At 56.9% G+C, this 24,905-nt stretch carries 21 protein-coding genes, 1 tRNA gene and 1 riboswitch; of the genes, 10 read left to right on the top strand and 12 right to left on the bottom strand.

Features of this window, described 5'->3' with window-relative positions; all coding sequences use genetic code 11:
- Positions 1-32: 32 nt before the first annotated feature.
- Positions 33-467, bottom strand: coding sequence for a VOC family protein (locus tag CIK74_RS09330; protein WP_096255843.1), 435 nt, complete (start codon positions 465-467; stop codon positions 33-35).
- A 194-nt stretch (positions 468-661) separates the two neighbouring features.
- Between CIK74_RS09330 and CIK74_RS09325 the strand changes: the two genes are divergently transcribed.
- Positions 662-734: transfer RNA gene (locus tag CIK74_RS09325), tRNA-Ala, on the top strand.
- 221 nt (positions 735-955) lie between these two features.
- Here CIK74_RS09325 and CIK74_RS09320 read toward each other — a convergent pair.
- The 3 genes from CIK74_RS09320 to CIK74_RS09310 all read right to left on the bottom strand — a co-directional run bounded on the left by CIK74_RS09320 (position 956) and on the right by CIK74_RS09310 (position 3,162).
- The gene (locus CIK74_RS09320) at positions 956-1,555 is read right to left on the bottom strand and encodes an NADPH-dependent FMN reductase (protein WP_096255812.1); all 600 of its coding nucleotides are present in this window, start codon (positions 1,553-1,555) and stop codon (positions 956-958) included.
- A gap of 138 nt (positions 1,556-1,693) precedes the next feature.
- A complete protein-coding gene (locus CIK74_RS09315) occupies positions 1,694-1,954 on the bottom strand; it encodes a hypothetical protein (RefSeq protein ID WP_096255811.1) in 261 nt (86 codons plus the stop codon).
- A gap of 2 nt (positions 1,955-1,956) precedes the next feature.
- Positions 1,957-3,162 carry a S8 family serine peptidase gene (locus CIK74_RS09310; RefSeq protein WP_096255842.1) on the bottom strand — a complete coding sequence of 402 codons (1,206 nt, stop codon included), beginning with the start codon at positions 3,160-3,162 and terminating at the stop codon, positions 1,957-1,959.
- Positions 3,163-3,768: 606 nt separating this feature from the next.
- Between CIK74_RS09310 and CIK74_RS09305 the strand changes: the two genes are divergently transcribed.
- The 3 genes from CIK74_RS09305 (at position 3,769) to CIK74_RS09295 (ending at position 8,606) form a co-directional block, all read left to right on the top strand.
- Positions 3,769-5,598, top strand: a complete 1,830-nt coding sequence (locus tag CIK74_RS09305; RefSeq protein WP_240520509.1) for a BCCT family transporter — start codon at positions 3,769-3,771, stop codon at positions 5,596-5,598.
- 196 nt (positions 5,599-5,794) lie between these two features.
- Positions 5,795-7,009: an FAD-dependent oxidoreductase gene (locus CIK74_RS09300; protein WP_096255808.1), complete on the top strand. Its 1,215-nt coding sequence runs from the start codon at positions 5,795-5,797 to the stop codon at positions 7,007-7,009.
- A gap of 133 nt (positions 7,010-7,142) precedes the next feature.
- Positions 7,143-8,606 carry a hypothetical protein gene (locus tag CIK74_RS09295; RefSeq protein ID WP_229676931.1) on the top strand — a complete coding sequence of 488 codons (1,464 nt, stop codon included), beginning with the start codon at positions 7,143-7,145 and terminating at the stop codon, positions 8,604-8,606.
- Here CIK74_RS09295 and CIK74_RS09290 read toward each other — a convergent pair whose 3' ends face one another.
- From CIK74_RS09290 to CIK74_RS09260, 7 genes are all read right to left on the bottom strand, one after another.
- Entirely contained in the window at positions 8,607-9,017 is a 411-nt protein-coding gene (locus CIK74_RS09290; RefSeq protein WP_096255806.1) for a cupin domain-containing protein, read from the bottom strand.
- Positions 9,018-9,042: 25 nt separating this feature from the next.
- A complete protein-coding gene (locus CIK74_RS09285; protein ID WP_240520507.1) occupies positions 9,043-9,864 on the bottom strand; it encodes an IclR family transcriptional regulator in 822 nt (273 codons plus the stop codon).
- Positions 9,865-9,919: 55 nt separating this feature from the next.
- Positions 9,920-11,263: an MFS transporter gene (locus tag CIK74_RS09280; protein ID WP_096255805.1), complete on the bottom strand. Its 1,344-nt coding sequence runs from the start codon at positions 11,261-11,263 to the stop codon at positions 9,920-9,922.
- A gap of 188 nt (positions 11,264-11,451) precedes the next feature.
- A complete protein-coding gene (locus tag CIK74_RS09275) occupies positions 11,452-12,705 on the bottom strand; it encodes an aminopeptidase P family protein (RefSeq protein WP_096255803.1) in 1,254 nt (417 codons plus the stop codon).
- Between the two features lie 272 nt (positions 12,706-12,977).
- A complete protein-coding gene (locus tag CIK74_RS09270; protein ID WP_205738267.1) occupies positions 12,978-14,702 on the bottom strand; it encodes a BCCT family transporter in 1,725 nt (574 codons plus the stop codon).
- A 1-nt stretch (position 14,703) separates the two neighbouring features.
- Positions 14,704-15,498: a creatininase gene (locus CIK74_RS09265; protein WP_096255801.1), complete on the bottom strand. Its 795-nt coding sequence runs from the start codon at positions 15,496-15,498 to the stop codon at positions 14,704-14,706.
- A 284-nt stretch (positions 15,499-15,782) separates the two neighbouring features.
- Positions 15,783-16,442, bottom strand: coding sequence for a GntR family transcriptional regulator (locus tag CIK74_RS09260; RefSeq protein ID WP_096255835.1), 660 nt, complete (start codon positions 16,440-16,442; stop codon positions 15,783-15,785).
- A gap of 151 nt (positions 16,443-16,593) precedes the next feature.
- Between CIK74_RS09260 and glyA the strand changes: the two genes are divergently transcribed.
- The 6 genes from glyA to purU all read left to right on the top strand — a co-directional run bounded on the left by glyA (position 16,594) and on the right by purU (position 23,949).
- On the top strand, positions 16,594-17,910 hold the full coding sequence (glyA, locus tag CIK74_RS09255) for a serine hydroxymethyltransferase (protein WP_096255800.1): 1,317 nt from the start codon (positions 16,594-16,596) through the stop codon (positions 17,908-17,910).
- Positions 17,911-17,912: 2 nt separating this feature from the next.
- Complete coding sequence (locus CIK74_RS09250; protein ID WP_096255798.1) at positions 17,913-19,130, top strand: sarcosine oxidase subunit beta family protein; 1,218 nt, start codon at positions 17,913-17,915, stop codon at positions 19,128-19,130.
- 18 nt (positions 19,131-19,148) lie between these two features.
- The gene (locus CIK74_RS09245) at positions 19,149-19,448 is read left to right on the top strand and encodes a sarcosine oxidase subunit delta (protein WP_096255797.1); all 300 of its coding nucleotides are present in this window, start codon (positions 19,149-19,151) and stop codon (positions 19,446-19,448) included.
- Positions 19,445-22,348, top strand: coding sequence for a sarcosine oxidase subunit alpha family protein (locus CIK74_RS09240; RefSeq protein ID WP_096255795.1), 2,904 nt, complete (start codon positions 19,445-19,447; stop codon positions 22,346-22,348). The genes CIK74_RS09245 and CIK74_RS09240 overlap by 4 nt, the downstream gene beginning before the upstream one ends.
- Positions 22,341-22,961: a sarcosine oxidase subunit gamma family protein gene (gene soxG / locus CIK74_RS09235; protein WP_096255793.1), complete on the top strand. Its 621-nt coding sequence runs from the start codon at positions 22,341-22,343 to the stop codon at positions 22,959-22,961. The genes CIK74_RS09240 and soxG overlap by 8 nt, the downstream gene beginning before the upstream one ends.
- A 127-nt stretch (positions 22,962-23,088) precedes the next feature.
- Positions 23,089-23,949 (top strand): formyltetrahydrofolate deformylase, encoded by an 861-nt coding sequence (gene purU / locus CIK74_RS09230; RefSeq protein ID WP_096255792.1) that lies wholly within the window; start codon positions 23,089-23,091, stop codon positions 23,947-23,949.
- 88 nt (positions 23,950-24,037) lie between these two features.
- On the opposite strand, the gene CIK74_RS09225 is transcribed toward purU, so the two are convergent.
- Complete coding sequence (locus CIK74_RS09225; protein WP_096255790.1) at positions 24,038-24,550, bottom strand: hypothetical protein; 513 nt, start codon at positions 24,548-24,550, stop codon at positions 24,038-24,040.
- 10 nt (positions 24,551-24,560) lie between these two features.
- Positions 24,561-24,676: riboswitch (SAM riboswitch) on the bottom strand.
- Between the last annotated feature and the right edge of the window lie 229 nt (positions 24,677-24,905).

Here is a 24,905-nt window from a genome sequence, read left to right as displayed (position 1 = left end):
ATCCTCGCCCCTCGCATTACCTGAGCTGCTAGTTAGCCTTCTTCGCTTCGCACCGCACTGATGTTGAACATCCAGCGCACTCCAAACTTGTCGGTGAGCATCCCAAAGGAATCTCCCCACGGAGCCTTGGCCAGTGGTTCATCAATACGCGAATCAACCGAGAGCTTCTCCCACCATCCGGTGAGTTTTGATTCGTCGGCAGGGTCGGTGGCATCACTGCTGAGTGCGATGGTGCCGTTGCCGGTCACGTTCATTTCAATGGGGGCGTCGGAGCCCATCAGGTGCAATCCACGATCGACGAATAATGAAGAATGCATGATTAGGTCGGCGGTGGCAGGGTTGCCGTCATTCATGCCTTCTTGAAAGGTCATGGCGGAATATTCGCCACCAAAAATCGAATGGTAATGCTCCATCGCTTCTCGGGCGACACCACCAAATACCAAGTAAGGAGTCATAGCAGTAGTCATTGGGGCAATGCCTTTCGCCGAAGTTTGTTGGACCGATAAGTCCACCATGCACATTCTTCCACCGGGAACCAGCTATGGGAAGAGTTGCTATGACTGGCCTCTCTATGATCCGATTTGGAATTCTTCAACAAGCTCCGGTAGAGTTATATCTCGGTTCACCGGTCCAAAAGATCGCGGGAATCAAACCTTCATCTGGGGGTATGGCGCAGTTGGTAGCGCGTCTGCATGGCATGCAGAAGGTCAGGGGTTCGAATCCCCTTACCTCCACAGATTAAAATCCCGGCATCACTTTTGCGAGTGATGTTGGGATTTTCTCGTTTCACCAGTAGCTCGTGATTGAAGCTCAGCAGATCTAACACTGATCGCTATCTTTCAAAAGAGTTCGTTGGATAAGCTGGACTCTGCACGGTTTGACTAGCAGGTAGAGAAGGATCCACGTTGCTCGTACTACCGATGCAGACTGACCAATGGGTTCGCGGTGAACCTACTTATCCGTGCTGTGGACTGAGATCCCCGATATGTCCTTCGGCATTTGCATCAAGCACGCGGGCTACGAACCCGGCATACTCACCCATATAGTGCTTCAAAAAATCCGAGGTGGATTTATTCAGTACATTGCCTTCAACATCAAAGTCCTCTTGATTAAAGGCTAGATAGACCTCGGGGGAGTTCAGCTGAGGTGAATCCAAGAAACTGAGCACGCTACGCATTGAGGACTGCATGACGGCGGTGCCAATGGCTCCCATGGAGGCTCCGACAAGTCCGCTGGGTTTACCGGCGAACGAATTTGTACCCCATGGACGTGACGCCCAATCGATAGCATTTTTCAATGCGCCTGGAATGGAGCGATTGTATTCTGGGGAAATGAAGAGCAGCCCGTCTGAAGCTTCGATGGCGCTTTTGAGTTCCTTACCTACGGCAGGGAAATCTTCGTCGTAGTCGTAGCTGTACAGCGGTAGATCCTTAATCGGGATCTCGGTGAAGCTCAGGTTTTCCGGGGCCAATTTGATCAGGGCCTTGGACAACGTACGGTTGATGGATTTCGTGGCTAGCGAACCGACAAAATAGCCAACGTTGTACTGTCTCATAGCTCTTAATTCAGCACCGATCCGCGTCCACGTCTAGGACTTTCATGCAGATGCAAGGTGGCCTTGACTTGCCCTGAAGCGCAACTCAGCGACGCGCACCACCGGTGCGCGTCATGCTGGAAATGCTGAGGTCAATGCCTACTGTAGTGGGTCTTTGGGGGAAGGCAGACGATAAACTTTATCCTCATCTACCGACTGCACTCCTTCAATTTGTTCGAGCTGGCCGCGCAACTGTTCATTGCCGTGCCCGATCACCTGGCCCAAAGTATTGAGCACTTTATTTACCCGCAGTCCTGAGGATTCAAGCGAGCTGACTACCTGCTCCATCTGGGCGGTGTAGGTCGCGGTGACCGTCACGATATAGGTATGCGATACCGAATCCGGTGAGGCCTGATTCATGGTTAGGCTCCTGCGTCCGTGGCTGGTGGAGGTGCTTGGGTGAGCCCGGAGCCCACGTCCACGGAGAATAACTCCAAGCGACGGCCTTCCTGAACCAGCTCGGCCCAGAGCTCGCGGGCGCGGAAGCCGGTAGCTTCTGCGAGCAACGCGGCAATGCCTGCCACATGTGGAGTAGCCATCGAAGTGCCACTGATGGTGTTGTAGCGTTCGGCTCCCGGCCACGAAGAGTAAATGTTCACGCCAGGACCGGAAGTATCGACCTGGCCACCACGACCGGGCAGGGTACGGGCAGAAAAATCGGCGATGTTTAAGGTGTTGTCCAAGGCGCCGACGGCCATAATATATGGGCTGTTTGCCGGGGCCCCGACGAATCCCGGATTGCCTTGGGAACGCTGGGCGTTATTACCTGCCGCCGCGATAATCAGTGAACCAAGTTCCAAAGCTCGGCGCCCGGCGGTCACATAGGGAGGGTGAACTTGCTGCACATCGGCGCCAAGAGACATTGAGATGACTTGGCATTCGTTTTCCAGAGCCCAATCGATTCCTGCCAGAATAGTCGCGTCGGAACCGGACCCATTGGACCCGAGCACCTTGCCAGCGTAGATTTCTGCACCCGAGGCCACACCATAACCGCGGCCATCTGCCACGGTGCGCGGGCCACAAGAGGTACCGATGCAGTGGGTACCGTGGCCATGCCCGTCCTGAGCATCCTCGCCATCAACAAAAGACTTAGAGACCACCGTGCGTTCGACAAAATCTGGGTGAGCCAAATCGAAGCCGGTGTCCAACACGGCAACCTTGATACCGGCGCCGGTGTATTTGGAATCGGCTGCGCGTACTGCCTGCAAGCCCCAGGTGAACTTGTCGGTGTCTTCATAAGTCGTTGGCAACGGTGCTACCGGCTGGTCAGTCAACGCGTAGTAAATCATCTCCGGAACCACCCGCGCTGGCATCCGCTCACTGGCGCAACGGGCCTGAAATTCGTCAAGCTGATCATTTTCGCTGCTCACCACGGCGATACCAAGACGTGGGAAGTATTCGGTGACACCATAACCTTGGGATTCGAGGATCTGTGGCACATCTTCGGTCAACGTACGGATTCCCATAGGCGGTGAATCGAGGTGCTCGGGCGAATCAAAGACCAGCACGTAACGGCCGGGGATAGCAATGGCACCAGAACGGAGAAAAGGAACCTCTGGGGTGAACATGGTCGACTCCTTCGAGATCGGGTCATCTTCCAGCTCCGAGGAACTACCGCAAAAACCATTGCCGAAGCTGTGGGTACTTAGCACTGTACCGGCCATTAGGTCTCTGCCACCATGTTTTAGTTTGGAAATTTTCGGTCTTCCTTCGCAGCAACGTGTAGCTGCCACGGGCCGGAGAATCGCGTCCGCTTGCTGGACCATATATCGCGGATCACCTCGAGCAGTTGAATAAATTTATGCTCAATATTCTGATGTCCAAATTCGTCGAAAGGTGTGTGGGCGGCGCTGAAATTGCGTACCGTGGAAGGTGAGAAGATGGCCGCCCTAGATTCCGAATATTAACAAAGCGCCAAGTCATCTTTCACTTGGGATCAGTAGGATGGAGATCTGATGTAATGCATACGAGCCTGTGTGTCGGTAAGTAAAGTATCTGCCGGTTCAGCGAATCTGGTGCCGTCGATGGGACCTAAGTACCAAGAAGCCCCTTGTTTCTGCATCGGATGCAGGCAAGGGTATTGAAATAAGTGCAGCAGTCGTAGCGAGGGAATGATGAGGATGACAAAGAATATAGACGAGGTTGAACCTCCCGAAACGAATGATGTGCAGGGCATGGACGAGCCACTGGAGGACTCACCACACACTGCGCCGATCCCGGTGCACATGCATATTGCGGAGGATGATACCGACGCAGAAATTACGGCTAAGCTCCGCCGACAAGGTGTGCGCCTGGGCAAGGGTGGGATCGCCCCGGCAGTTTTCTGGCCAGCACTGATCGTAATTGTCGCCGTGGCGGCCTTCGCCATAATCTTTCCTAACGTGGCCGATACAGTCTTCAATGCGGTCCAGAACTGGATTGTGACGAATCTGGGCTGGTACTACATGTTGATCGTCGGAGGCTTCGTGGCGCTTGTGATCGCCATCGGATTCTCCAAACTAGGACGGATTACCTTAGGCAACGATGGTGAGAAGCCCGAATACGGTCTGTTCAGCTGGTTCGCGATGCTCTTCGCCGCCGGCATGGGCATTGGTCTGGTGTTTTACGGTGTAGGGGAACCGCTGACGTACGCAACCGTGGACCCCAAACCAGGTTGGGAAGGCACCGAATCAGAACTCGCGGGACTGGCCATGGCTCAGACCTTTATTCACTGGGGACTGCATCCTTGGGCCATCTACGCGGTCATCGGGCTCGCCTTAGCCTATGCAATCCACCGTCGTGGCCGTCCGGTCTCCATCCGTTGGGCACTGGAACCGTTGCTCGGCGATCGGGTCAAGGGCTGGCTCGGCGACGTGATCGACGTACTGGCCATTTTTGGCACCGTCTTCGGTGTGGCCACCTCGCTGGGTTTGGGCGTGCAACAGATCAGCTCGGGTATGAAAGCCATAGGGTTGGTGGATTCGGTAGATAATACGCTGCTTGTCATATTGATCGTGGTCATCACATTCCTGGCCACCATGAGCGTGGTCAGTGGTCTTGGCGCAGGCATCAAGTGGCTGTCGAATATCAATCTATCCATGGCGGGCTTGCTGATGATTAGTGTGCTGTTGCTGGGCCCAACTTTGTTCTTGTTCCAGAACTTCGTCCAGTCCTTCGGCGTGTACCTAGCTAACTTAATGAGCATGACCTTCGACGTAGGAGCATTCCAGCAGGGCGAAGAATCGCAAACCTGGTTCTCCAGCTGGACGGTCTTCTACTGGGGTTGGTGGATCGCCTGGGCCCCGTTCGTCGGTATCTTCATCGCCCGTATTTCACGCGGACGCACCGTGCGTCAGTTCGTCACCGGAGTGCTGCTGGTACCGACCATTGTGGGGTTCCTTTGGTTCTCCGTAATGGGCGGATCAGGTCTGTTCCGCCAGTTCTTTGGAGCCGGCGACATGGTTCAGGACGGCGCAGTCTCCGCCGAAGGATCCTTGTTCCAGATTTTGGGGGATCTGCCGTTCGGAACAATCTTGTCCGTCATGGCAATCATCTTGGTCGCGATCTTCTTCATTACTTCTTCAGACTCCGGGTCGCTGGTGGTGGATATGCTCGCCTCCGGCGGACACCCGAACCCGCCAACTTGGTCACGAATTTTGTGGGCGGCGCTTGAAGGCGTTCTGGCCGCGGCCTTGTTGATCGCCGGTGGTCTCGAGACACTTCAGGCTGGCTCTCTGGCCACGGCATTGCCATTCAGTATCATCTTGATTTTGATGGCGGTGGCCACGATTAAGGGGCTGCGCTACGAAAACCGCGCGCTAGAGCTCAGTGAGCAGAAGGTCAGGTTGGATCGGGTTACCGAACACATCTCCGACGAGCTCTGGGGCACCTTGGAGGATCAGCCAGAACTTCGCCGCTACGTTGATGACCGCATCGACTACCGGGTTTCGCGTACCAAGGGAGTTTTTGGCCGCCGCGATGAAAACGGCGCCAAGACGTTCCGTAAACGAGGTGACGAGCAGTAACACCCCGAAGGGGTAGGCCCTGCCCAACCGGCGAGCTGCGCGCATTGAGCGCGCGGTTCGCCGGTTTTGTCATTTGGGGCACCTGAGATGGACTGATCTTGCCAACAGGGGTATCGGGGTGTGAGGATCGAGGTGACAGCACTAATCACTGTCAGGGGCGAGCTATTGACCACTGACAGAAGCTAAGGGGTGTTCAATGGGACAGGATTCAATAGTCATCGTTGGTGGGGGCCTTGCCGCCGCCACGACCGTGAATGAACTGCGCGAGCAAGGGCATACGGGAGCGATTACGCTGATCGGCCAGGAACAAGAACTTCCTTATGAAAGACCTCCGCTGTCCAAGGGGTACTTGCAAGGCAACGACAAGCTCGAGGACTTTACGGTCAAACCGGCGCAGTGGTACCAAGAACACAACGTGCAATTACACCTCGGGGTACGGGCCGAAAAAATTGACCGCGAAAACCAGCAGGTGACTCTGAGCGATGGCAACACCGTCGACTATGACCAACTGGTTTTGGCCACCGGAGCCCGCCCGAATCTTGGTGGAAAGCAGCCTTTCGAAGGCCATGATCTGCCCGGTGTCCACCTGTTGCGTACCGTGGAACAAGCTAAGGCACTACGCGAAACCTTGAGCGAAGATACCCAACTAGCGGTAATCGGTTCGGGCTGGATTGGTATGGAAGTAGCCGCCAGCGCACGTTCGCGTGGTGCACGAGTCACCGTATATTCCCCGGACGAGGTTCCGCTAGCCAAGGTTTTTGGCGACCGGTTCGGACATCACCTGCTCGAATTGCATCAACGTAATGGGGTAGATGTGCGCACTTCTACTCGAGTTGATTCGATCCAAGAAACCGATGGTCATCTGGAAGTGGTCAGTAGCGCCGGAACTAGTCGCGCCGATGTGGTGTTGCTAGCCATTGGAGCAGTACCTAATATCGAGCTAGCCCACGAAGCAGGACTTAAAACGGAGCGTGGGGTAATCGTTGATGCTTCATTGCGCAGTTCTGATCCAAAGATCTTAGCTATTGGGGATATCGCCGAAGCCTTCAATACCTCCCTGCGTCGCCAGCTTCGGGTAGAACACTGGGATAACGCGATCCGGCAGGGCAAACTTGCCGCCGCAACCCTACTCGGCCAAGACCAAAATTATGATTGGGCGCCGTATTTCTTTACCGATCAATTTGATCTGGGTATGGAATACGTGGGCTATTCAGCACCCGAGGATATCAGCGTGGTTCGCGGCGATACCGAGACGGGGGAGTTCATTGTTTTCTGGTTGAGCGAAGGCAAAGTCACCGCGGCGATGAACGTGAATATTTGGGATGTGAACGACACCCTGCGTGGGTTGCTTGGTCGGAGCATTGATCAAGAGCGGCTCACCGATCAGTCGGTGGACTTAGCCGAGCTCTAACTGCAGCCGCCCGCAACCTTTAGTTGCGGGCGGAACTATTTTTATAAAAGAGTTGGTGCATTACTGATTACAGGGTGACTTGTGGAATTATTGCTGAGACACTTCTTTTGTCCAGTCGTAAGGAATATTTTCAGTGAAACGCGCACTGTCGCTGATCTTCGGCATTTTTGTCCTAGCCATCTTGGCCCTTCCACTATTGGACCCGCTGACCAGGGCGAGGTTGTTCACCGGGATCATCTTCGGCGGTGGACTGAAACTAGCGTTAGCCGTCGTCGGCATTCTGCTTATCTTGATTGGCCTTGGAACGAAAAAATGGCTTTTGAAGCTCGGAGTAGTCATTGCCTTGCTGGCCATTCCGGTGGCGTTCGCCTCGCATTGGTCTTCGCAAGTTGCCTTGCGCGATTCGGTGAAAGAAGTTTCGCCCGAAGAAGAGCTGCTTCCGCAGACCGGACTGCGTGCACCTTATCTAGTCGCTGAACGCCAAGCTTCGTCCAATAGCTCCGGCACCGTGGGCGACATTAGCGCAACCACCTACTTGGCTGGGGATAATAGCTACTCGACACTTGTCGAGCGTCGTGGGATTTTCCGCCCCGGATATGAGACGGCCATCGTGCAGAAACTCGCGCTCACCGGGCAGGCTAAGGGCGAGCGTTGCGATTTTAGTCCCGAAGCCAATAAACGGATGGACGGAATCTTCGGCAATAGCCTGACGCGGGCTATAGCTTCAATCGACAGTGGGCTCATCGCCAAAAAAGACGATGTCTGGGCATATTGCGATAATGGGAGTCCTCAAATCGTCGTTCCGGTCACCAAGCTCAGCAATTGGCTAGCTCCTTATGATGTTCCTGCAGGAGTGGTGATCTACGACGGAAAAACCGATGCCTTGGAATACAAAAAGGATGTTGCTACCGGACAGCTGCCTGGTCCCGCCATCTCAATTTCTCAATCGCGGCGCGTGAACAAGTCATTGGAGACACTCAACGGAAATTGGTGGACCACCAGAATCTTGAAGTCCACCGGCATTACCGATGAGCCTAAGGATGAAGATGACACAAATTTGGACAGCCATTCAAACTTCAGTCTGAGCTACGGTGAACAGCACTACGGTTTCTTCTCACCCTTTACCTCACGTGCCTCCTCTCGCACCATCGATCAGGTGGCAGTCTTGGACAGCTCGCAGGTCAGTGCCGGAAGCAACGCGAACGTCACACTGCATACGCTGAAAACTCCTCGGCAATCAAATGCGGCGACCGCAGACAAGATCAAGGCGGACTATTCCTCGCTCAGCGACTGGGCCACCGGGATGACAGTGATGGAGATCGTTCCGGGTGGCGAAGGGGTGTGGCATGCGAGTATCGGTCAGAAGCAGAACGTAAATTATCGTGTCCAGCTGAACGCCGACGGATCTTCATGCTTATTGAGCGCCGCAGGTGAGAAGCTTCGGTGTTCCTCCGACGCCGGCCAGAACTCGGGATCCGAACAAGAAGGTAAGCAATCAGGGGACCTATTAGACCCCTCAACGCTAAGTAACGATGAGCTCAAGAGCCTGCATGAGGCCATCGTGAAGGAATTGCACAGGCGAATTCCTGCCCAGTAATTATTCGGGTAGTTCAGCACGCAGTCGCTGTGAAATCTGGTGGGACCCGTAGGGCGATAAGTCTGTTTCGCCCGGCGGGCCCCACACCACCAGTACCCGAAGCTCGGTGCTGCCGGTATTTATCAGTTCATGTACGTCTTGGGGGCCAGCGAGCACCGAATCTCCAGGACCTACCTCGTAGGTCTGTGTGCCAACGTGCATGCGTCCGGTACCTTCCAGAACCTGATAAAACTCGACCAACTGTGCGTCTTCGCCGTGTTGGTGCGAACCTTCAAAACCACCGGGCGGGATGACCCACGTTTGAATTGCAACTGGCATCCCGGTCTGGCCAGCAAAATGATGGTGCATCACCATTTGGCTACCCTCGTGTAAGCGGTAGGTGAAGCCGTGGGCATCACGTTTCTCAAGCATTGCTGTTCTCCCGGTTTGGCAGGCGCTAGGCAGGCTGATGTGCGTAGCCCATACGCAAGGAAATTTTCTGTGCGGTTTTTACACACGAGTCGATGAGTTCCTCAAGAATCTTAGGAGTGATTCGATAGAACGGAGCGGCGATAAGCACGCAGGCCACCAAGTCTCCGCGATGATCAAAGACCGGAGCCGCGACGCCGACCTCTTCGGTAGAAGTTTCGCCGTAGTTCACCGCGTAGCCCTGAGTACGGGCCACACTGATGCGTTCGAGGAATTGCTCAGCGCCGAGTTGCTCGGGCAGTTGAATATTTCCCGACGCGATTAGCTCGCGCGTACGCTCGGGGGATTCGTAGGCTAAGAATAATTGGACTGTGGCGCTTACCCCGGTGTCGTACCGACTTCCCATCGCAGAGGTGTGTTTGACCGGTCGAGGAGAAGGGATCTGTTCTACCGAGACGGATTCATTGCCGTCCCAAATGTTGAGTACCGCGGTCTCCTGGGTTTTCTCGGCCAAATATTTCAGCGGTGGGTAAGCGGCTTGACGCACATTCAGATTGGCTAGAAGCGGTCCGGCAATAGCGATCAAGCCGAGCCCAAGTCGGAACTTACGTGTCGGCTCATCACGCTCCACCACCCGTTCTTGCACCAAGGTGGCAAGAATCCGAGACACGCTGGATTTGTGCAGTCCCACTTCGGCCGCGATTTCGGTGACACCTACTAGTTGTCGCTCGACGGTGAAGCACCGCAACACATCGATGACATTAACGATGACCGAAGCGCCGCGATTATCGGCGGTTCGCTCTTGTTCCCCGCGTGGCATGTCGTCTTCGGTGTCTTGTGATGCAGTCATTATTTCCCTCTTTACTGACCGGTGGCGTTCCTGTTTATCCTAGTCGCAAGAATTTCTAGGTCAGCGGCTTCTTACTGGTTTCGACGGAGAGCGCAACGGCAACGAGTGACACGATAGCTGCGCCCATCAAGTACCAGCCCGGCGCGAGCACGCTGCCGGAAGAAGCGATGAGCAACGTTGCGACAAACGGAGCGGTACCGCCAAACAGTGCATTGGATAGATTGAAAGAGACCGCAAATCCCGAGTACCGGACACGGGTGGGGAACATCTCTGCAAGGAAGCTTGGCAGAGTCCCGTCATTGAGCGTGAGCATCGCTCCCAGGAGAACTTGCACGAGCAGGATCATCGCGAAGCTTCCCGTTTCGAGCAACATGAATGCCGGAACCGTAAACAGGATGAAGAGAACCGATGCAGTCATCAGTACACGGCGTCTGCCAAAACGGTCAGAGAGCATTCCGGTGATGAAGATGAATCCGATATATGTTGCCAGCGCTACCGTCGTGGCGAGATACGCCAATGAGCTGGCCAGGCCCAGCTCTTGGGAAAGATAAGTGGGCATGTAGCTGAGAATGACATAGAACCCAACCGCATTGAGAAGGACTGCGCCAGCTGCGAGGAGAAGCTGTTTCCAATGGTTGCGGAAAAGTGAAGAAACGGGCGTCTTTGATGCGCTCTCATCCTTGGAAAGTTCGAGGAATACCGGCGAATCTTCTAGCTTGGTTCGGATGTAACGGCCAATCAGGCCCATAGGTGCAGCCAGCAGGAACGGGATACGCCACCCCCAGCTCTGCATCTGTTCCGGATCCAGAAGCCCGGTGAGCAAAGCGGCCATGAGCGATCCAAGGAGCAACCCAGCCGCAGTACTGGCGGGGACAACCGCGGCGTAGAGTCCGCGGCGATTGGCTGGAGCATATTCGACGAGGAAAGCGGAAGCTCCGGCGTATTCGCCAGATGCCGAGAATCCTTGGACCAACCGCAGCGCAAGCAGCAGCAGGGGAGCGGCAATACCTATGGTCAGATATCCAGGCAGCAGGGCAATGGCGAAGGTCGCGCCGGACATCAGCAGGATTGACCAGCTAAGTGCTTCGCGTCGTCCAATACGGTCGCCGATGTGGCCCCAGACGAATCCGCCCAGTGGGCGGACCAAGAAGGAAATAGCGAACAGACCAAAAGTCAGCAGCAAAGCTGTTTGAGGGGCCGACTCGGGGAAGAACACTGCAGCGATGGTGACGGCCAGATAACCGTAGGCTGCGTAGTCGAACCATTCCACAAAGTTTCCGATGAAGCTGGCCGCAACGACCTTGCGTCGGATTTGGGGATCTATGGTGTCTGCTGCTGGCGCACTGTCATTCAGCGCGGCCGGTGTTGTCGATGATGTCACTTCATTGTGCTGGGTCATCAGAAATCGCCTCGGTCAGGGAAGCGGCTCGGGCTCTTGGCTACGTTGCCGCGGAAGAAATACGGAGTGTCCAAACATCTGGCGTCAGGACTTTGGAGCAGCGCCCGTGCTTGCTGCAAGACTATAGAAAGAATGCCCATGGGGTGGGTCAAGTGCTATAAGACCCACCCCATGGCTACCTCACGCGGTTAGGCGTCGATGATGTTGTTTTCCGGTCCGAAGCCGAACTTGGTGATGTTCTCGACTCCACCGTCTTCGCCGATGACCAGGATGTCGTGCTCGCGGTAACCGCCGGCACCTGGCTCGCCGTCGGCGACGGTGATCATTGGTTCCATCGAGACGACCATGCCCGGCTCCAGCACGGTGTCGATGTCCTCGCGCAGTTCAAGACCGGCTTCGCGTCCGTAGTAGTGCGAGAGCACGCCGAAGGAGTGTCCGTAGCCGAAGGTGCGGTTAGGCAGCAGGTTGTGGCCGATGAAGATTTCGTTCAGCTCTGCGGCGATGTCCTTGCAGACTGCACCTGGCTTGATCAGTTCCAAACCACGCTTGTGGACCTCGACGTTGACGTTCCACAGTTCCAAGCTGCGGGCATCTGGTTCTCCAAGGAACAAGGTGCGCTCCAGCGCGGTGTAGTAGCCCGAAGTCATCGGGAAGCAGTTCAGCGAGAGGATGTCCCCGCGCTCAAGCTTGCGGGTGGTGGCCCAGTTGTGGGCGCCGTCGGTGTTGATGCCGGACTGGAACCAGACCCAGGTATCGCGCACTTCGCGGTGCGGGAAGGTCTTCGCAATCTCGTGCACCATAGCCTCGGTGCCGATCAACGCGACCTCGTATTCGCTGATGCCCTCGCGGATCGCAGCCTTGATGGCCTCGCCGCCGAGGTCACCGATGCGCGCACCGTGCTTGATGACCTCGATTTCCTCGGCCGACTTGATCATGCGCTGGCGCATGGCGTCCTGCGAGACATCCACCAAGGTGGCGCCGTCAAAGGTTGCCTGGATCTGCTGGCGGGTAAGCCCTGGCAGGAAGTCATCTTCCACACCGATGCGCGAGGCCTTCACTCCGTCGCGCTTCAGTGCTTCCTGCAGACCGTAGAAGAAGTTGTCGCGCTTCCAGTCGGTGTACACGATGTTCTCGCCGTAGCTGGTGCGCCATGGCATGCCAGCATCGATGTTCGCGGTGACGGTGGTGGAGTTGGACTGGGTGACTACCAGTGCGTAGTTACGGCCAAAGGTGGTGTACAGGAAATCCGAGTAGTACTTGATGCCGTGGTAGCTGGTCAGGATGACAGCGTCTAGGGACTTTGCTGCCATGATCTGACGCAGGCCGGTCAAGCGGCGTTCGAACTCTGCGTCCGAGAAAGTGAGCTGCTGCTTCACGCCGTTGTGCAGGGTCTTCAGGCGTGCCAGTTCGGAAACATTCGTGGCGATGTTTGAGGCGGTCATGGTGTTGGCTCCTTGGAGTAAATGAAGTGTCAAGGGAAGCCGGCCCAATCAGAAGGATTGCGAGGATTCATGGGAATCGCCGGAGAAGAATATACGTGTTGCGCTGAATGCAACGCCGTTGCAAATAGATTATGTGTGTCTTAGCTCACTGTCAAGCGGTGAGGTCGAATTAGTGAAATATTGCTGCGAGTTCAAAATGAACTAAGTCGACAAAGGCCGTGGAGCTCGGTTTTTCAAGCGCCACGGCCTTCATTTATTGGGGTGTCGAAGTGCTAGGACTGTGCCTCGGGATGCTGATCCGTCTTGCGGATTGCCCCCTCACCATCGGGATCCGGGACAAAGACCAGGGATGGATCTGGATTGTTGATGTCCTTCTCTAGTTGCCTGATCGCCTTGTCGCGTTTAAGTAGCCGGCGGATCAAGTTGATGATCATCAAAATGATCACGAAGGAGAATGGGAACGCACCGATGATCGTTCCGGTTTGCACGGTATCGACTACGGCAGTTCCTCCCATAGTCAGCAACACGGTGGTCACCGTCGCTACGGAAAGTACCAGGACTACGCGGAAGACAGGACCTGATTTACCTGGTGCGGAGACGAACTCGCTCAGTGCATAAATTCCAGAGTCCAGCGAGGTGACGTAATAGGTGGCAACCAGGATTGTGGCAATCACTAACAAGATGGTGCCGATAACCGGTACCGAATCGAGCATGGCGAATAATCCTGAGGAAGTATCCGCGGCGACCGAATCACTAATTGAGCGGTTGGACTGGTCATCGTAGTAGATGGCCGCTGAGCCAATGATGGCTACCCAAACCATGACGATCAAAGAAGGGATGATCGTGACGCCCAAGACGAATTCGCGGATGGTGCGGCCGCGCGAAATTCGGGCGATGAAGCCGGCAACGAATGGTGAGAAGGCGATGACCCAGCACCAGATAAATACCGTCCACCAGCCATTCCAGCTATCTTGCCAGCTGTCTATGGTGGTGGCTGCCAGGCCCGAATCGGTCCACAAGCTCATGCTGGCAAAGTTCGTGAAGAAGCTTCCGAAGGTCTGCGACATATTCGAGATGATGTACAGCGACGGTCCGAAGATCAGCACGGCGGCGAGCAAGACAATACTCAAAATTGAGTTCAGCCCGCTAATTCTCGCCATGCCTTTATTGATGCCAACGATGGCCGAGATGGAGGTGATGCCGGCGAAGATCAAGATGACCATGAACCACATCATCGGGCTAGCGCTCGCACCGGTAAAGGAAGATATCCCCGAAGAGAATTGCATGGCCGCAAAGCCGAAGGATGTTGCCAAGCCAAGTACCGTGGCGATAATCGCCAGCAGCTCGACCACGACACCGGCGCCGCGGCGGGACCAGCGCGGAAGGATGTCGACGGTGGCCTCGCGGAAAGTCAGGGTTTTGCCCAGGTTGTGGTGTGAGTAGGCCAAGCATACGGCCACCGCACAGTACATCGCCCAGGCGGTCAGGCCCCAGTGGAAGTAGGTCCAGACGATGGCACCTTCTTCTCCGCCACCGTTGGCTCCCGCGGGGATGACGGGATTTTCATCGCGCAACATGATTGGTTCGGCAACTGACCAGAAGATCAGTCCAATGCCCTGTCCGCAGGCGAAGAGCATTGAATACCAGGCGAATTTGCTGTGCTGCGGTTTTGCTTTGGGGCCACCAAGGCGAATCTTGCCTACGCGACTGACGGATAACCAGACGCATACGCCGACCGTAAATACCGAGTAGAGGACGAATAGCCAGGTAAATTTACCGGTCACAAAAGTGCGCATCTTCGAGATTGTGGCGGAAGCAGCCTCTGGGTTACCAAGTACCCAGATCATGACGGCAACGATGAGTACCGGTGGAATAACCCGGATCAGTAAACGATCTATCGGCGGAATATGCCGTCCCATGAAACGTGGAAGCTCTACCGGCTCTTCCTGGGATTTTTCGTTATCGACGCCCTGGGGAGTTGCTTTGTCCAATGACATGTTAGTTCACCTCCAAGGTGATATCGCCAAGCAACAATTCGCTCTTAAGCGCATCGGCAACCTGCGTGGTCACCGTCGTGAAAAGCAATTCACCACGTTCGGCGGTGGCACCTTTAGCAGATGAGAGGCAGCCACTGGGTGGGGTACGCGAGGGATCTTCGGGGAAGACATCGTAGGTGGTTAGTTGTGCAGGGGGATGATCGATGACTCGATCCATGTTGACCAACGTTGGATGCAGTAACAGCATGAGCGAAGTTTCTAGAATTCCGCCGTGCTCTATATCCCATCCGAGGAACCCGTCGGGGAAAACCTTGGAAAGGGTGTCCTCATCAACGAAGTCCCAATAGGAAAGAAGGATTGCGCGAGCTGAGGAGCCGGAGGCCCTGCTTCGAGCGACTGCATTGTCTAGGCCCTCGTAGATGAATTGGTAGTTTTCGAAGTGGCCGTTAAGGATGACAACGTTCTCGAAGCCCTGGGCGATGAATGAGGCGACCACATCATCAACCATTTGGCTGAGCGAATTTCCGCCGAGGCTGGTGGTTCCAATGCGATGGTTTCCACCACCGGAACGCGGCTGAGATTTGTATCCGTAACTCAGTGCCGGCGCGACAAGTGCGCCGGTCTTCTCGGCGACAGCGCCGGCAATAGACCGTGAAAGCATCGCGTCGACGCCTAGTGGCATGTGGGGACCGTGTTGTTCGGTGGCTCCCGCAGGGATGATAATTGTCGATCCGGCTCGGGCCACGTGCTCGGCGTAAGTTTGGGCATCAATTTCGTCGATGAATACTGAATGCATTGAGATCTCCTAGGCCCGTGGAGCACAGATAGTGCCAGCGAGGCGTGTGTGGTCTTGTTCCGGAGTGATGGTTGCGTTACCTGCAACACTGTTGCAATGAATCATGACAGTGGCATCGGTCACAGTCAAGCTTTTGCCCAAGAAAGACTCAGGCCCGCTGAAATGGCATGGCTGCGCAGCGGGAATAAGTGCTTCTCCCAGCGTGCGCCGAGGCGGGGGGTCGCAAATAGCAAGAGACCCACCTGAAAAGAGGTGGGTCTCTTGGGGAGTTGGAAATTCGCTCTTTAGAGAACCGCGCGCACCGACTCTTCAAAATGCACGATGTGCTCCAGCGCTAGCTCTTTCGCGGCAGGTGTATCCCCGTCCAGGATTACCTGAAGCAAGCTGGCGTGTTCTGAAATGTGCTCTTCTACTGTCGGCAAACGATCTAGTGCCATGCACCAAATTCGCGTAGCGAGATTATCCAGGCGGATCAGCGTCTCTTCCAGATGGTGGTTGCCGGCCGCGCGGTAGATGAGCCGGTGCACTTCCAAATCGTTTTCCATAAGTTCTCGGCGCGCGGTGTGCGAACCCAGTGATCCAACGGCTTGGGCTGTTGCTTGCATTTGGCTGCGAGCGGTTCCGCCGCGAAGATTCGCGGCTTTCTGCGCAGCTAGTGGCTCCAGCGCCTTGCGGACTTCGGTGATGGCGGCCAGTTCGGTGATGTCCACCCGGGTCGCAAAGGTGCCGCGCCGCGGGTAGGACTGCACCAGGTGATCTACTTCCAGGCGCTTGAGCGCCTCGCGAAGCGGCGTGCGTCCGATGCCTAGTTCTTCAACTAGCTGCCCCTCGTTGATGGGGTCGCCAGGGGCGATGTCCATCATGATCAGCCGATCCCGAAGGACGAGATAGGCGCGTTCAGCCAGGGATTCACTACTGCTGACGAGCTGTGCTGTCGTGGTCATTGCGTGTCCGTTGCCTTTGTCTTGTTCTGTCTGAATGTTACCTGCCGAAGTAATTTCGACTAAGTCATTGACCGGGCTGTGACTTCCATCATACAGTGAGAGGCAGATTGATATATCAGTTGTCGGCAATTCATACATTTAGGAATGGGTAATGACTTTAGCTACCTCCCTTGCAGCGACATCGCTGACCGAGGACCTGGGAACCTTGGACCCTGAGATTGCGCAGCGTATCGATGCCGAGTTGGCTCGTCAGCAGCGTGGTTTGGAAATGATCGCTTCGGAGAACCATACGGCGCAGGCAGTGATGCAGGCTCAGGGTTCGGTGCTGACCAATAAGTACGCTGAGGGCTACCCGGGGAAGCGCTACTACGGTGGGTGCGAGGAAGTTGACGTTGTTGAGACGTTGGCTATCGAACGTGTGAAGTCACTGTTCGGTGCGAAGTTCGCTAATGTGCAGCCGCATTCGGGTGCGCAGGCTAATGCGTCGGTGTACCACGCGTTGGTGCGTCCGGGCGATACCGTGATGGGTTTGAATCTGAACCACGGTGGCCACTTGACCCACGGGATGAAGATCAACTTCTCGGGTCGTTTGTTCAACATCGTTCCTTATGGTGTCGATGAGCAGACTTACGAGGTGGATATGGATGAGGTGGAGCGCCTTGCCATTGAAAACCAGCCGAAGATGATTGTTGCTGGCTGGTCTGCGTACCCGCGCCAGTTGGATTTTGCGCGGTTCCGCGAGATTGCTGACAAGGTTGGCGCGTACTTGTTTGTTGATATGGCTCATTTTGCTGGCCTTGTGGCAGCCGGTTTGCATCCTTCGCCGGTTCCGCACGCGCATGTGGTGACGTCCACGACGCATAAGACTCTTGCTGGTCCTCGTGGTGGCATTATTTTGTCGAATGATGCGGATATTGCGAAGAAGTTGAATTCGGCGGTGTTCCCTGGTCAGCAGGGTGGTCCGTTGGAGCATGTGATTGCTGGTAAGGCGGTGGCGTTCAAGATTGCTGCTTCGCCGGAGTTCAGGGAGCGCCAGGAGCGTACCTTGGCTGGTGCACGCATTTTGGCTGAGCGTCTGACTCAGGAGGACGTGGTTGCCAAGGGGATCAGCGTGTTGACCGGTGGTACGGATGTTCACTTGGTGCTTGTCGATTTGCGTGACAGTGAGCTGGACGGTCAGCAGGGTGAGGATCTTTTGGCGCAGGTGGAGATTACGGTGAATCGTAATTCGGTTCCGTTTGATCCGCGTCCGCCGATGGTGACCTCGGGCTTGCGTATTGGTACTCCGGCGTTGGCGACTCGTGGTTTTTCTGAGGCTGCGTTTGTTGAGGTTGCGGAGATTATTGCGCAGACCTTGATTGCTGGCGCTGATGGCAATACTGCTGTCTTGCCAGAGCTCAAGTCCCGCGTCACCGCTCTGGCTGACGCTCACCCGCTCTACCCAAATCTGCCGAAGATCGGAGAATAATCATGGCTGACTTGCTACCTGAACACCCAGAATTCCTCTGGAACAATCCGGACCCGAAAAAATCCTATGACGCTGTGATTGTCGGCGGCGGCGGACATGGACTGGCCACCGCGTACTACCTGGCCAAGAACCACGGCATGACCAACATTGCGGTGCTGGAAAAAGGCTGGCTGGCCGGCGGCAACATGGCCCGCAACACCACCATCATTCGTTCGAACTACCTGTGGGACGAATCTGCTGGTATATACGAGCACTCCTTGAAGCTCTGGGAGCAGCTGCCCGAAGAGCTGGAGTACGATTTCCTCTTCTCCCAGCGCGGAGTATTGAACCTGGCTCACACCCTCGGCGACGTCCGCGAATCGGTGCGCCGCGTTGAAGCAAACCAGCTCAACGGTGTCGACGCCGAATGGTTGACCCCAGATCAGGTCAAAGAGGCCTGCCCGATCATCAACACCAGCGATGACATCCGCTACCCGGTCATGGGCGCCACCTGGCAACCACGTGCCGGTATCGCCAAACACGACCACGTCGCCTGGGCTTTCGCCCGCAAATGCAACGAGATGGGCGTAGACCTCATCCAGAACTGCGAAGTCACTGGAATTATCAAGGACGGCAACAAGGTCACCGGGGTAAAAACCAACCGTGGCACCATCCTGGCCGGCAAGGTCGCCCTGGCCAGTGCAGGCCACTCCTCGGTCGTGGCAGAAATGGCCGGGGTGGATCTTCCGATCCAGTCCCACCCGCTGCAGGCACTGGTCTCGGAGCTCTTTGAACCGGTCCACCCCACGGTGGTCATGTCCAACCACATTCACGTCTACGTTTCCCAAGCACATAAGGGAGAACTGGTGATGGGTGCAGGCATCGACTCCTACAACGGCTACGGCCAGCGCGGCGCCTTCCACGTCATCGAAGAGCAGATGGCAGCGGCCGTGGAGCTCTTCCCGATCTTCGCCCGAGCCCACGTGCTGCGCACCTGGGGCGGCATCGTGGACACCACCATGGATGCTTCGCCGATTATTTCCAAGACCCCGGTAGAGAACCTCTACGTCAACTGCGGATGGGGGACCGGCGGATTCAAGGGCACCCCGGGCGCAGGCTGGACCTTCGCCCACACCATCGCCAACGACGAGCCGCACAAGCTGAACGCACCGTTCGCGCTGGAACGCTTCGAAACCGGCCACCTCATCGACGAACACGGCGCAGCAGCCGTGGCCCACTAAGAATAGGGGAACGAACTCATGATGCTGATTGACTGCCCGAACTGCGGGCCACGCAATGAAACAGAATTTAAATTCGGGGGACAGGCGCACGTCGCTTATCCGGCGGATCCACATGCGCTGAGCGATAAGCAATGGGCTCAGTTCCTGTTCTACCGCAAGAATCCTAAGGGCATCAACGCCGAACGTTGGGTTCACGCAATGGGTTGCCGCAAGTGGTTCAACGCCCTGCGTGACACCGTCACCTATGAATTCAAAGCCATTTACCGAGCCGGCGAAGAACGCCCGGCACTACAGAGCACCGATGGAGGCACCCGATGAGCAACACTGGTTCATACCGCTTGGACGCCGCGCAGGCTCCCGGCGCCCGAGTGAACTTCGAGGAAAAACTCGACGTCACCCTCAATGAAAAGCCACTGGCCGCACTGCGTGGCGACAGCCTCGCTAGCGCCATGCTCGCCTCCGGCATCCGCCGCGTGGGCGACTCGCTCTACCTCAAGCGCCCGCGTGGCATCTTCGCGGCCGGAGTCGAAGAGCCAAACGCGCTGGTCCACGTCTTTGCCCGCCACACCAAGGACGTCGGCGAATCGATGCTGGCAGCTCCCGTGGTCACCACGGTCAATGGCCTCAGCGCCCGCACGCTGTCGGGCTTGGGCACCATGGATCCGGCCAAGGACGAGGCCTACTACGACCACGTGCATGTGCATACCGACGTGCTGGTTGTCGGCTCAGGCCCGGCAGGCCTGGCCGCAGCGCGCGAAGCATCCCGCAGCGGAGCCCGCGTGATGCTGCTCGACGAGCGTCCCGAAGCCGGCGGCCGCCTGCTTGATTCGGCCGGCGAACAGATTGACGGAATGGATGCTCGGGACTGGGTTGCGCAGACCACCGCAGAACTAGCCGCGGCCGAAGAGACCACCCACTTGCAGCACACCACCGTGCTGGGTAGCTACGACGCGAACTACGTAATGGCCGTGCAACGCCGTACCGCGCACCTCGATGCGGCGCCGGAGGATGGTGTCTCTCGCGAACGCATCTGGCATATCCGTGCTGGCCAGGTCGTGTTGGCCACCGGTGCGCACGAACGTCCGTTGGTCTTCGAAAACAACGACCGCCCGGGCATCATGCTCGCCGGTTCGGTGCGTTCCTACCTGAACCGCTACGGCGTCCGGGTAGGTCAGCAGATCTTGGTGGCCACCACCAATGATTCGGTCTACCCGCTGGTGGCCGAGCTGGCATCCAGCGGTTCGGTGGTTGCGGTCATCGACGCCCGTGAAAACGCATCGGTTGCCGCCACAGAGGCCGTAGGCGCTGGGGTACGAGTGATCACCGGATCGGTGGTTGTCGACACCGAGTCCGGTGCCAACGGCGAACTTTGCGCCGCCTGGGTCGCCACCTTGGATGCACAGAACAGCATCGGTGAAGCGCAGCGCATCGAGGCCGATACCCTAGCCATCTCCGGCGGCTTCAACCCGGTGGTGCACCTGCACTCCCAGCGCCAGGGCAAACTGGTGTGGGACACCACCGTGCAGGCCTTCCTGCCCGATGCCGCCGTGGCCAATCAGCACCTCGCCGGTTCGCTTATCGGACGTTTTGACACCGCGGGCGCTCTATCAACCGGTGCCGCCGCTGGCGCCGCTGCTGCTAGTAAAACCGGGTATGAAACCACCGCCCGTATTCCCGAGGCTGTTGAGGAGCCGCTGGGTGAAACCCGCCCGGTGTGGCTGATTGCCTCACGCTTCGGCGAAGACGCAGTGCACTACAAGAACCACTTCGTGGACCTACAACGCGATCAAACTGTCGCCGACGTGTTGCGTTCCACCGGGGCTGGCATGCGCTCGGTAGAACACGTGAAGCGTTACACCTCGATCTCCACCGCCAACGACCAGGGTAAAACTTCAGGAGTGGCAGCGATTGGCGTGATCGCCGCGGTTCTCGGTATTGAAAACCCTGCAGAAATCGGCACCACCACCTTCCGGGCCCCATATACTCCGGTGTCCTTCGTGGCGCTGGCTGGGCGTAACCGTGGTCAACTGCTGGATCCGGCTCGCATCACCGCGATGCACTCCTGGCATTTGGCCCATGGCGCCGAATTTGAGGATGTTGGTCAGTGGAAGCGCCCCTGGTACTACCCACAGGCGGGTGAAACCATGGACGAAGCGGTGTACCGTGAATGCGCCGCGGTGCGCGAATCGGTGGGCATGCTCGACGCCAGTACGTTGGGCAAAATTGAGATCCGTGGCACGGACGCAGCAGAATTCCTCAACCGCATCTACACCAACGGCTACACCAAGCTAAAAGTTGGCATGGGCCGCTACGGCGTCATGTGCAAGGCCGACGGCATGATCTTCGATGACGGGGTGACCCTGCGACTGGCCGAGGACCGTTTCTTGATGCACACCACCACCGGTGGCGCCGCAGATGTGCTGGACTGGATGGAAGAATGGGCGCAGACTGAATGGCCTGAGCTGGATGTCGTCTTCACCTCGGTTACCGAGCAGCTGGCCACCGTCGCGGTGGTTGGTCCGAACTCCCGTAAGGTGATCGCCAAGCTTGCACCGCACCTGGATGTTTCCAACGAGGCCTTCAAATTCATGGCCTTTGTGGACACCACCTTGGAGAACGGCACCCCGGCCCGGATCAGTCGGATTTCCTTCTCCGGTGAGCTGGCCTTCGAAATCGCGGTGCCAAGCTGGTACGGATTGCGCACCTGGGAAGCGGTATACGCCGCCGGCCAGGAATTCAACATCACCCCGTACGGCACCGAAACCATGCACGTGCTGCGTGCCGAGAAGGGATTCATCATCGTCGGCCAGGACACCGACGGCACGGTGACCCCGCAGGATGCCGGCATGGAATGGGTTGTTTCCAAGCTCAAGGACTTCATTGGGAATCGTTCCTTCAGCCGCCAGGACAATCAGCGCGAGGACCGCAAGCAGCTGGTCTCCGTGTTGCCGGTAGACAAGTCCTTGCGCTTGCCAGAAGGTGCGGCCCTGGTTTCCGCGCAAGCGCTGAGCGAAAACGGGATCACCCCAATGGAAGGCTGGGTCACCAGCTCCTACAACTCCCCGGCACTGGGCCGCACCTTTGGCCTGGCGCTAATCAAGAACGGGCGCAATCGCATCGGCGAAGTGCTCAAAACCCCATACGGCGGCCAGCTGGTCGACGTGGTGGTTTCAGAAACCGTCCTCTACGATCCGGAAGGCAGCCGCCGAGATGGCTAAGCACAGTGTTATCGAATCAACCACCGAGCTACGCCGCTCACCGGCAGCGCACCTCGATCAGCTCATGGCCGCGGCCACCGTCACCGGGCAACGCGCCGTCGCATTACGCGAGATTGCTTTCTCCACCCAGATCTCGCTGCGTGCGGTTCCGGGGAGCGCCGGCCATCAAGCTCTGGCACAGGCTACCGGTGTGGGCTTGCCGCAACAGGTCGGTCAAGTGTCCGGAGACGTGTCAGGCACCGCGGTGCTCTGGTTGGGGCCGGACGAATTTTCGGTCTTCAACGCCGCCGGTGAAGATCTGAGCCCCACCTTGGAAGCTGCCTTGGCTGAGCATGAAGGCCAAGTCACCGACCTGTCGGCAAACCGTACGGTGCTCGAGCTCACCGGTCAGGCAGCATCCTTGGTGCTTCGCAAGAGCTGCCCGGCAGACCTACACCCACGCAGTTTTGCGGTCAACCAGGCGATCACCACCACGCTGGCTAACGTGCCCATCCTGCTCTGGCGCACCACCGAAAATGGTTGGTACCTGATGCCACGCGCCTCATTCACCGAGCATGTGGTGCATTGGTTGGTCGACGCAATGAACGAGTTTGCTTCGGAACCGGTAATCTAGCCACAGAACGATCACCACCTACCAAGTTCGCTTGGGAGAATGGCTGCAACCGTTGGGTCGGTCCAAACTGGACCGACCCAATAGTTGCCTGCACTAGGTTTCAAAGACGAACCACGGAAGGACCTTGATGGGCGACCAGATCCGACACATACTGACGTTGCAGTGCCCCGAGGGCATGGGCATCGCACACGATGTCACCGGCTTTTTAGTAGAACACGAACGCACCATCGTTGAACTGAAACAGTATGACGATATGTCCTCCCAACGCCTCTTCATGCGTGTGGACTTCTCCGGGGATGACGTCCCTGGCCTGCTGGAAAAGATGCGCGAAGAATTTGCGCCAATCGCCGCCGAGCGCCAGATGGATTGGCAGCTTCGTGAGCGCGGACAACGCACCAAAGTGCTCATCATGGTCTCTAAATTTGAGCACTGCCTCAACGACCTGTTGCACCGTGCGCACACCGGCTCGCTGCCTATCGACATTGTTGGTGTGGTCTCTAACCACCCTGATCACCGTTCGCTGGTGGAATGGCACAAGGTCCCCTTCCACCACATCCCGGTCACCAAGGACACCAAGCCTGCCGCCGAAGCGAAGCTGGAAGAGATCATCGAGAGGACCGGCACCGAACTGGTGGTGCTCGCGCGCTATATGCAGATCTTCTCCGATAAGCTATCCACCAAGCTTTCGGGACGCACCATTAATATCCACCACTCCTTCCTGCCTTCCTTTAAAGGAGCCAAGCCGTACCACCAGGCCTGGGACCGCGGGGTGAAGACCGTGGGAGCTACGGCGCACTATGTGAACGCAGAGCTCGATGAGGGGCCGATTATCGCCCAGCAGGTCCAAGAGGTGGACCACACTTACACCGCCGAGGACTTGGTGATCGCCGGGCGCGATACCGAGGCCAAGGCGCTGTCCAATGCGGTGAAGTGGCACTGTGAGGGACGGGTGTTCCTCTGGGGCAACCGCACCGTGGTGCTGCGCTAAATACTGTTCAAAATTTGATGCCCGGCGCCAAGTGCCGGGCATCAAGTGTTGGGGTTAACGCCCTACTTAGTTGTTACTGGCCGCGTGATTACTGGTCGCGGCCGGCGCTGAGGAAACACCTCAAGGCTCGGGTTGGACCGACCTTCTGAACCAGATATGGAAAGTCGGCCCACTGTTCGGGGATCAGCTGTTGGCTGTCACAACCCCACAGCCCGCCATCGATATTTAGAGTGCGCAACCGGTCATGCAGCGCGAACTCAGCGGTCAGATCCGACGCAGCTCGCAAGGCGGTGTCCACTGCGTCCGGTAGCAGCGAAAGAATCAAGGCAAATAATTCGGGGTTCATCCCAACTTTTTCCCACCGCTGCGCATAGTCGCGCCAGAGCTCAGGACGCAATGCAGAGGTCCCGTGAAGCAGTCCGCGACTGACACTGTTCAAGCCCATAAACTGGGAAAACTTATTATCGTAGAGCCCCGCCGGAGTGTAGTTGTGCTCTAGTAGCACCGCGGTCCACCGGCGTTCCCAGGCCAGCCTAGAATTTTTGGCTGCCAGCTCGGTTTGTGGCAACCCATACGCGTCAATTAGCTCGGAATGAGACATGGTGGTTCCTTTCATCAACTTGTCCTCGGATGTTCACCGCGGACCGGTTCTTCCCCTGGGGCACCCCACTGATGGAGGAGGGTTGCCGCGTAGTCAGCCAGGTACTTAGGACTACGGCTCTTGAACCTGATAAACAGCATAAACCAGTGCACCGACACTTTAGCTTGACCAATATTTGTCGCATACATAGAACTCGGCATTGACCTTCACCGGCATGAATGTTCGGCGTAGAATATGGCAAACGTAGACACAGGGCTCAACCTGGTTGCGTGTGCGTCATCCGGTGCCGTATTTTGCCCGGTGGTAGCCCTAGATCGTGGGGATCAAGGGCTTCGGGAATTTGCCGTCAAAGTCG

Origin of the sequence: Glutamicibacter sp. BW77 (genome assembly GCF_002332285.1) — a bacterium.
GTDB classification, from domain to species: domain Bacteria; phylum Actinomycetota; class Actinomycetes; order Actinomycetales; family Micrococcaceae; genus Glutamicibacter; species Glutamicibacter bergerei.
The sequence above is the reverse complement of the archived record's forward strand: the minus strand, read 5'-3'. Positions and strand labels throughout refer to the sequence as shown.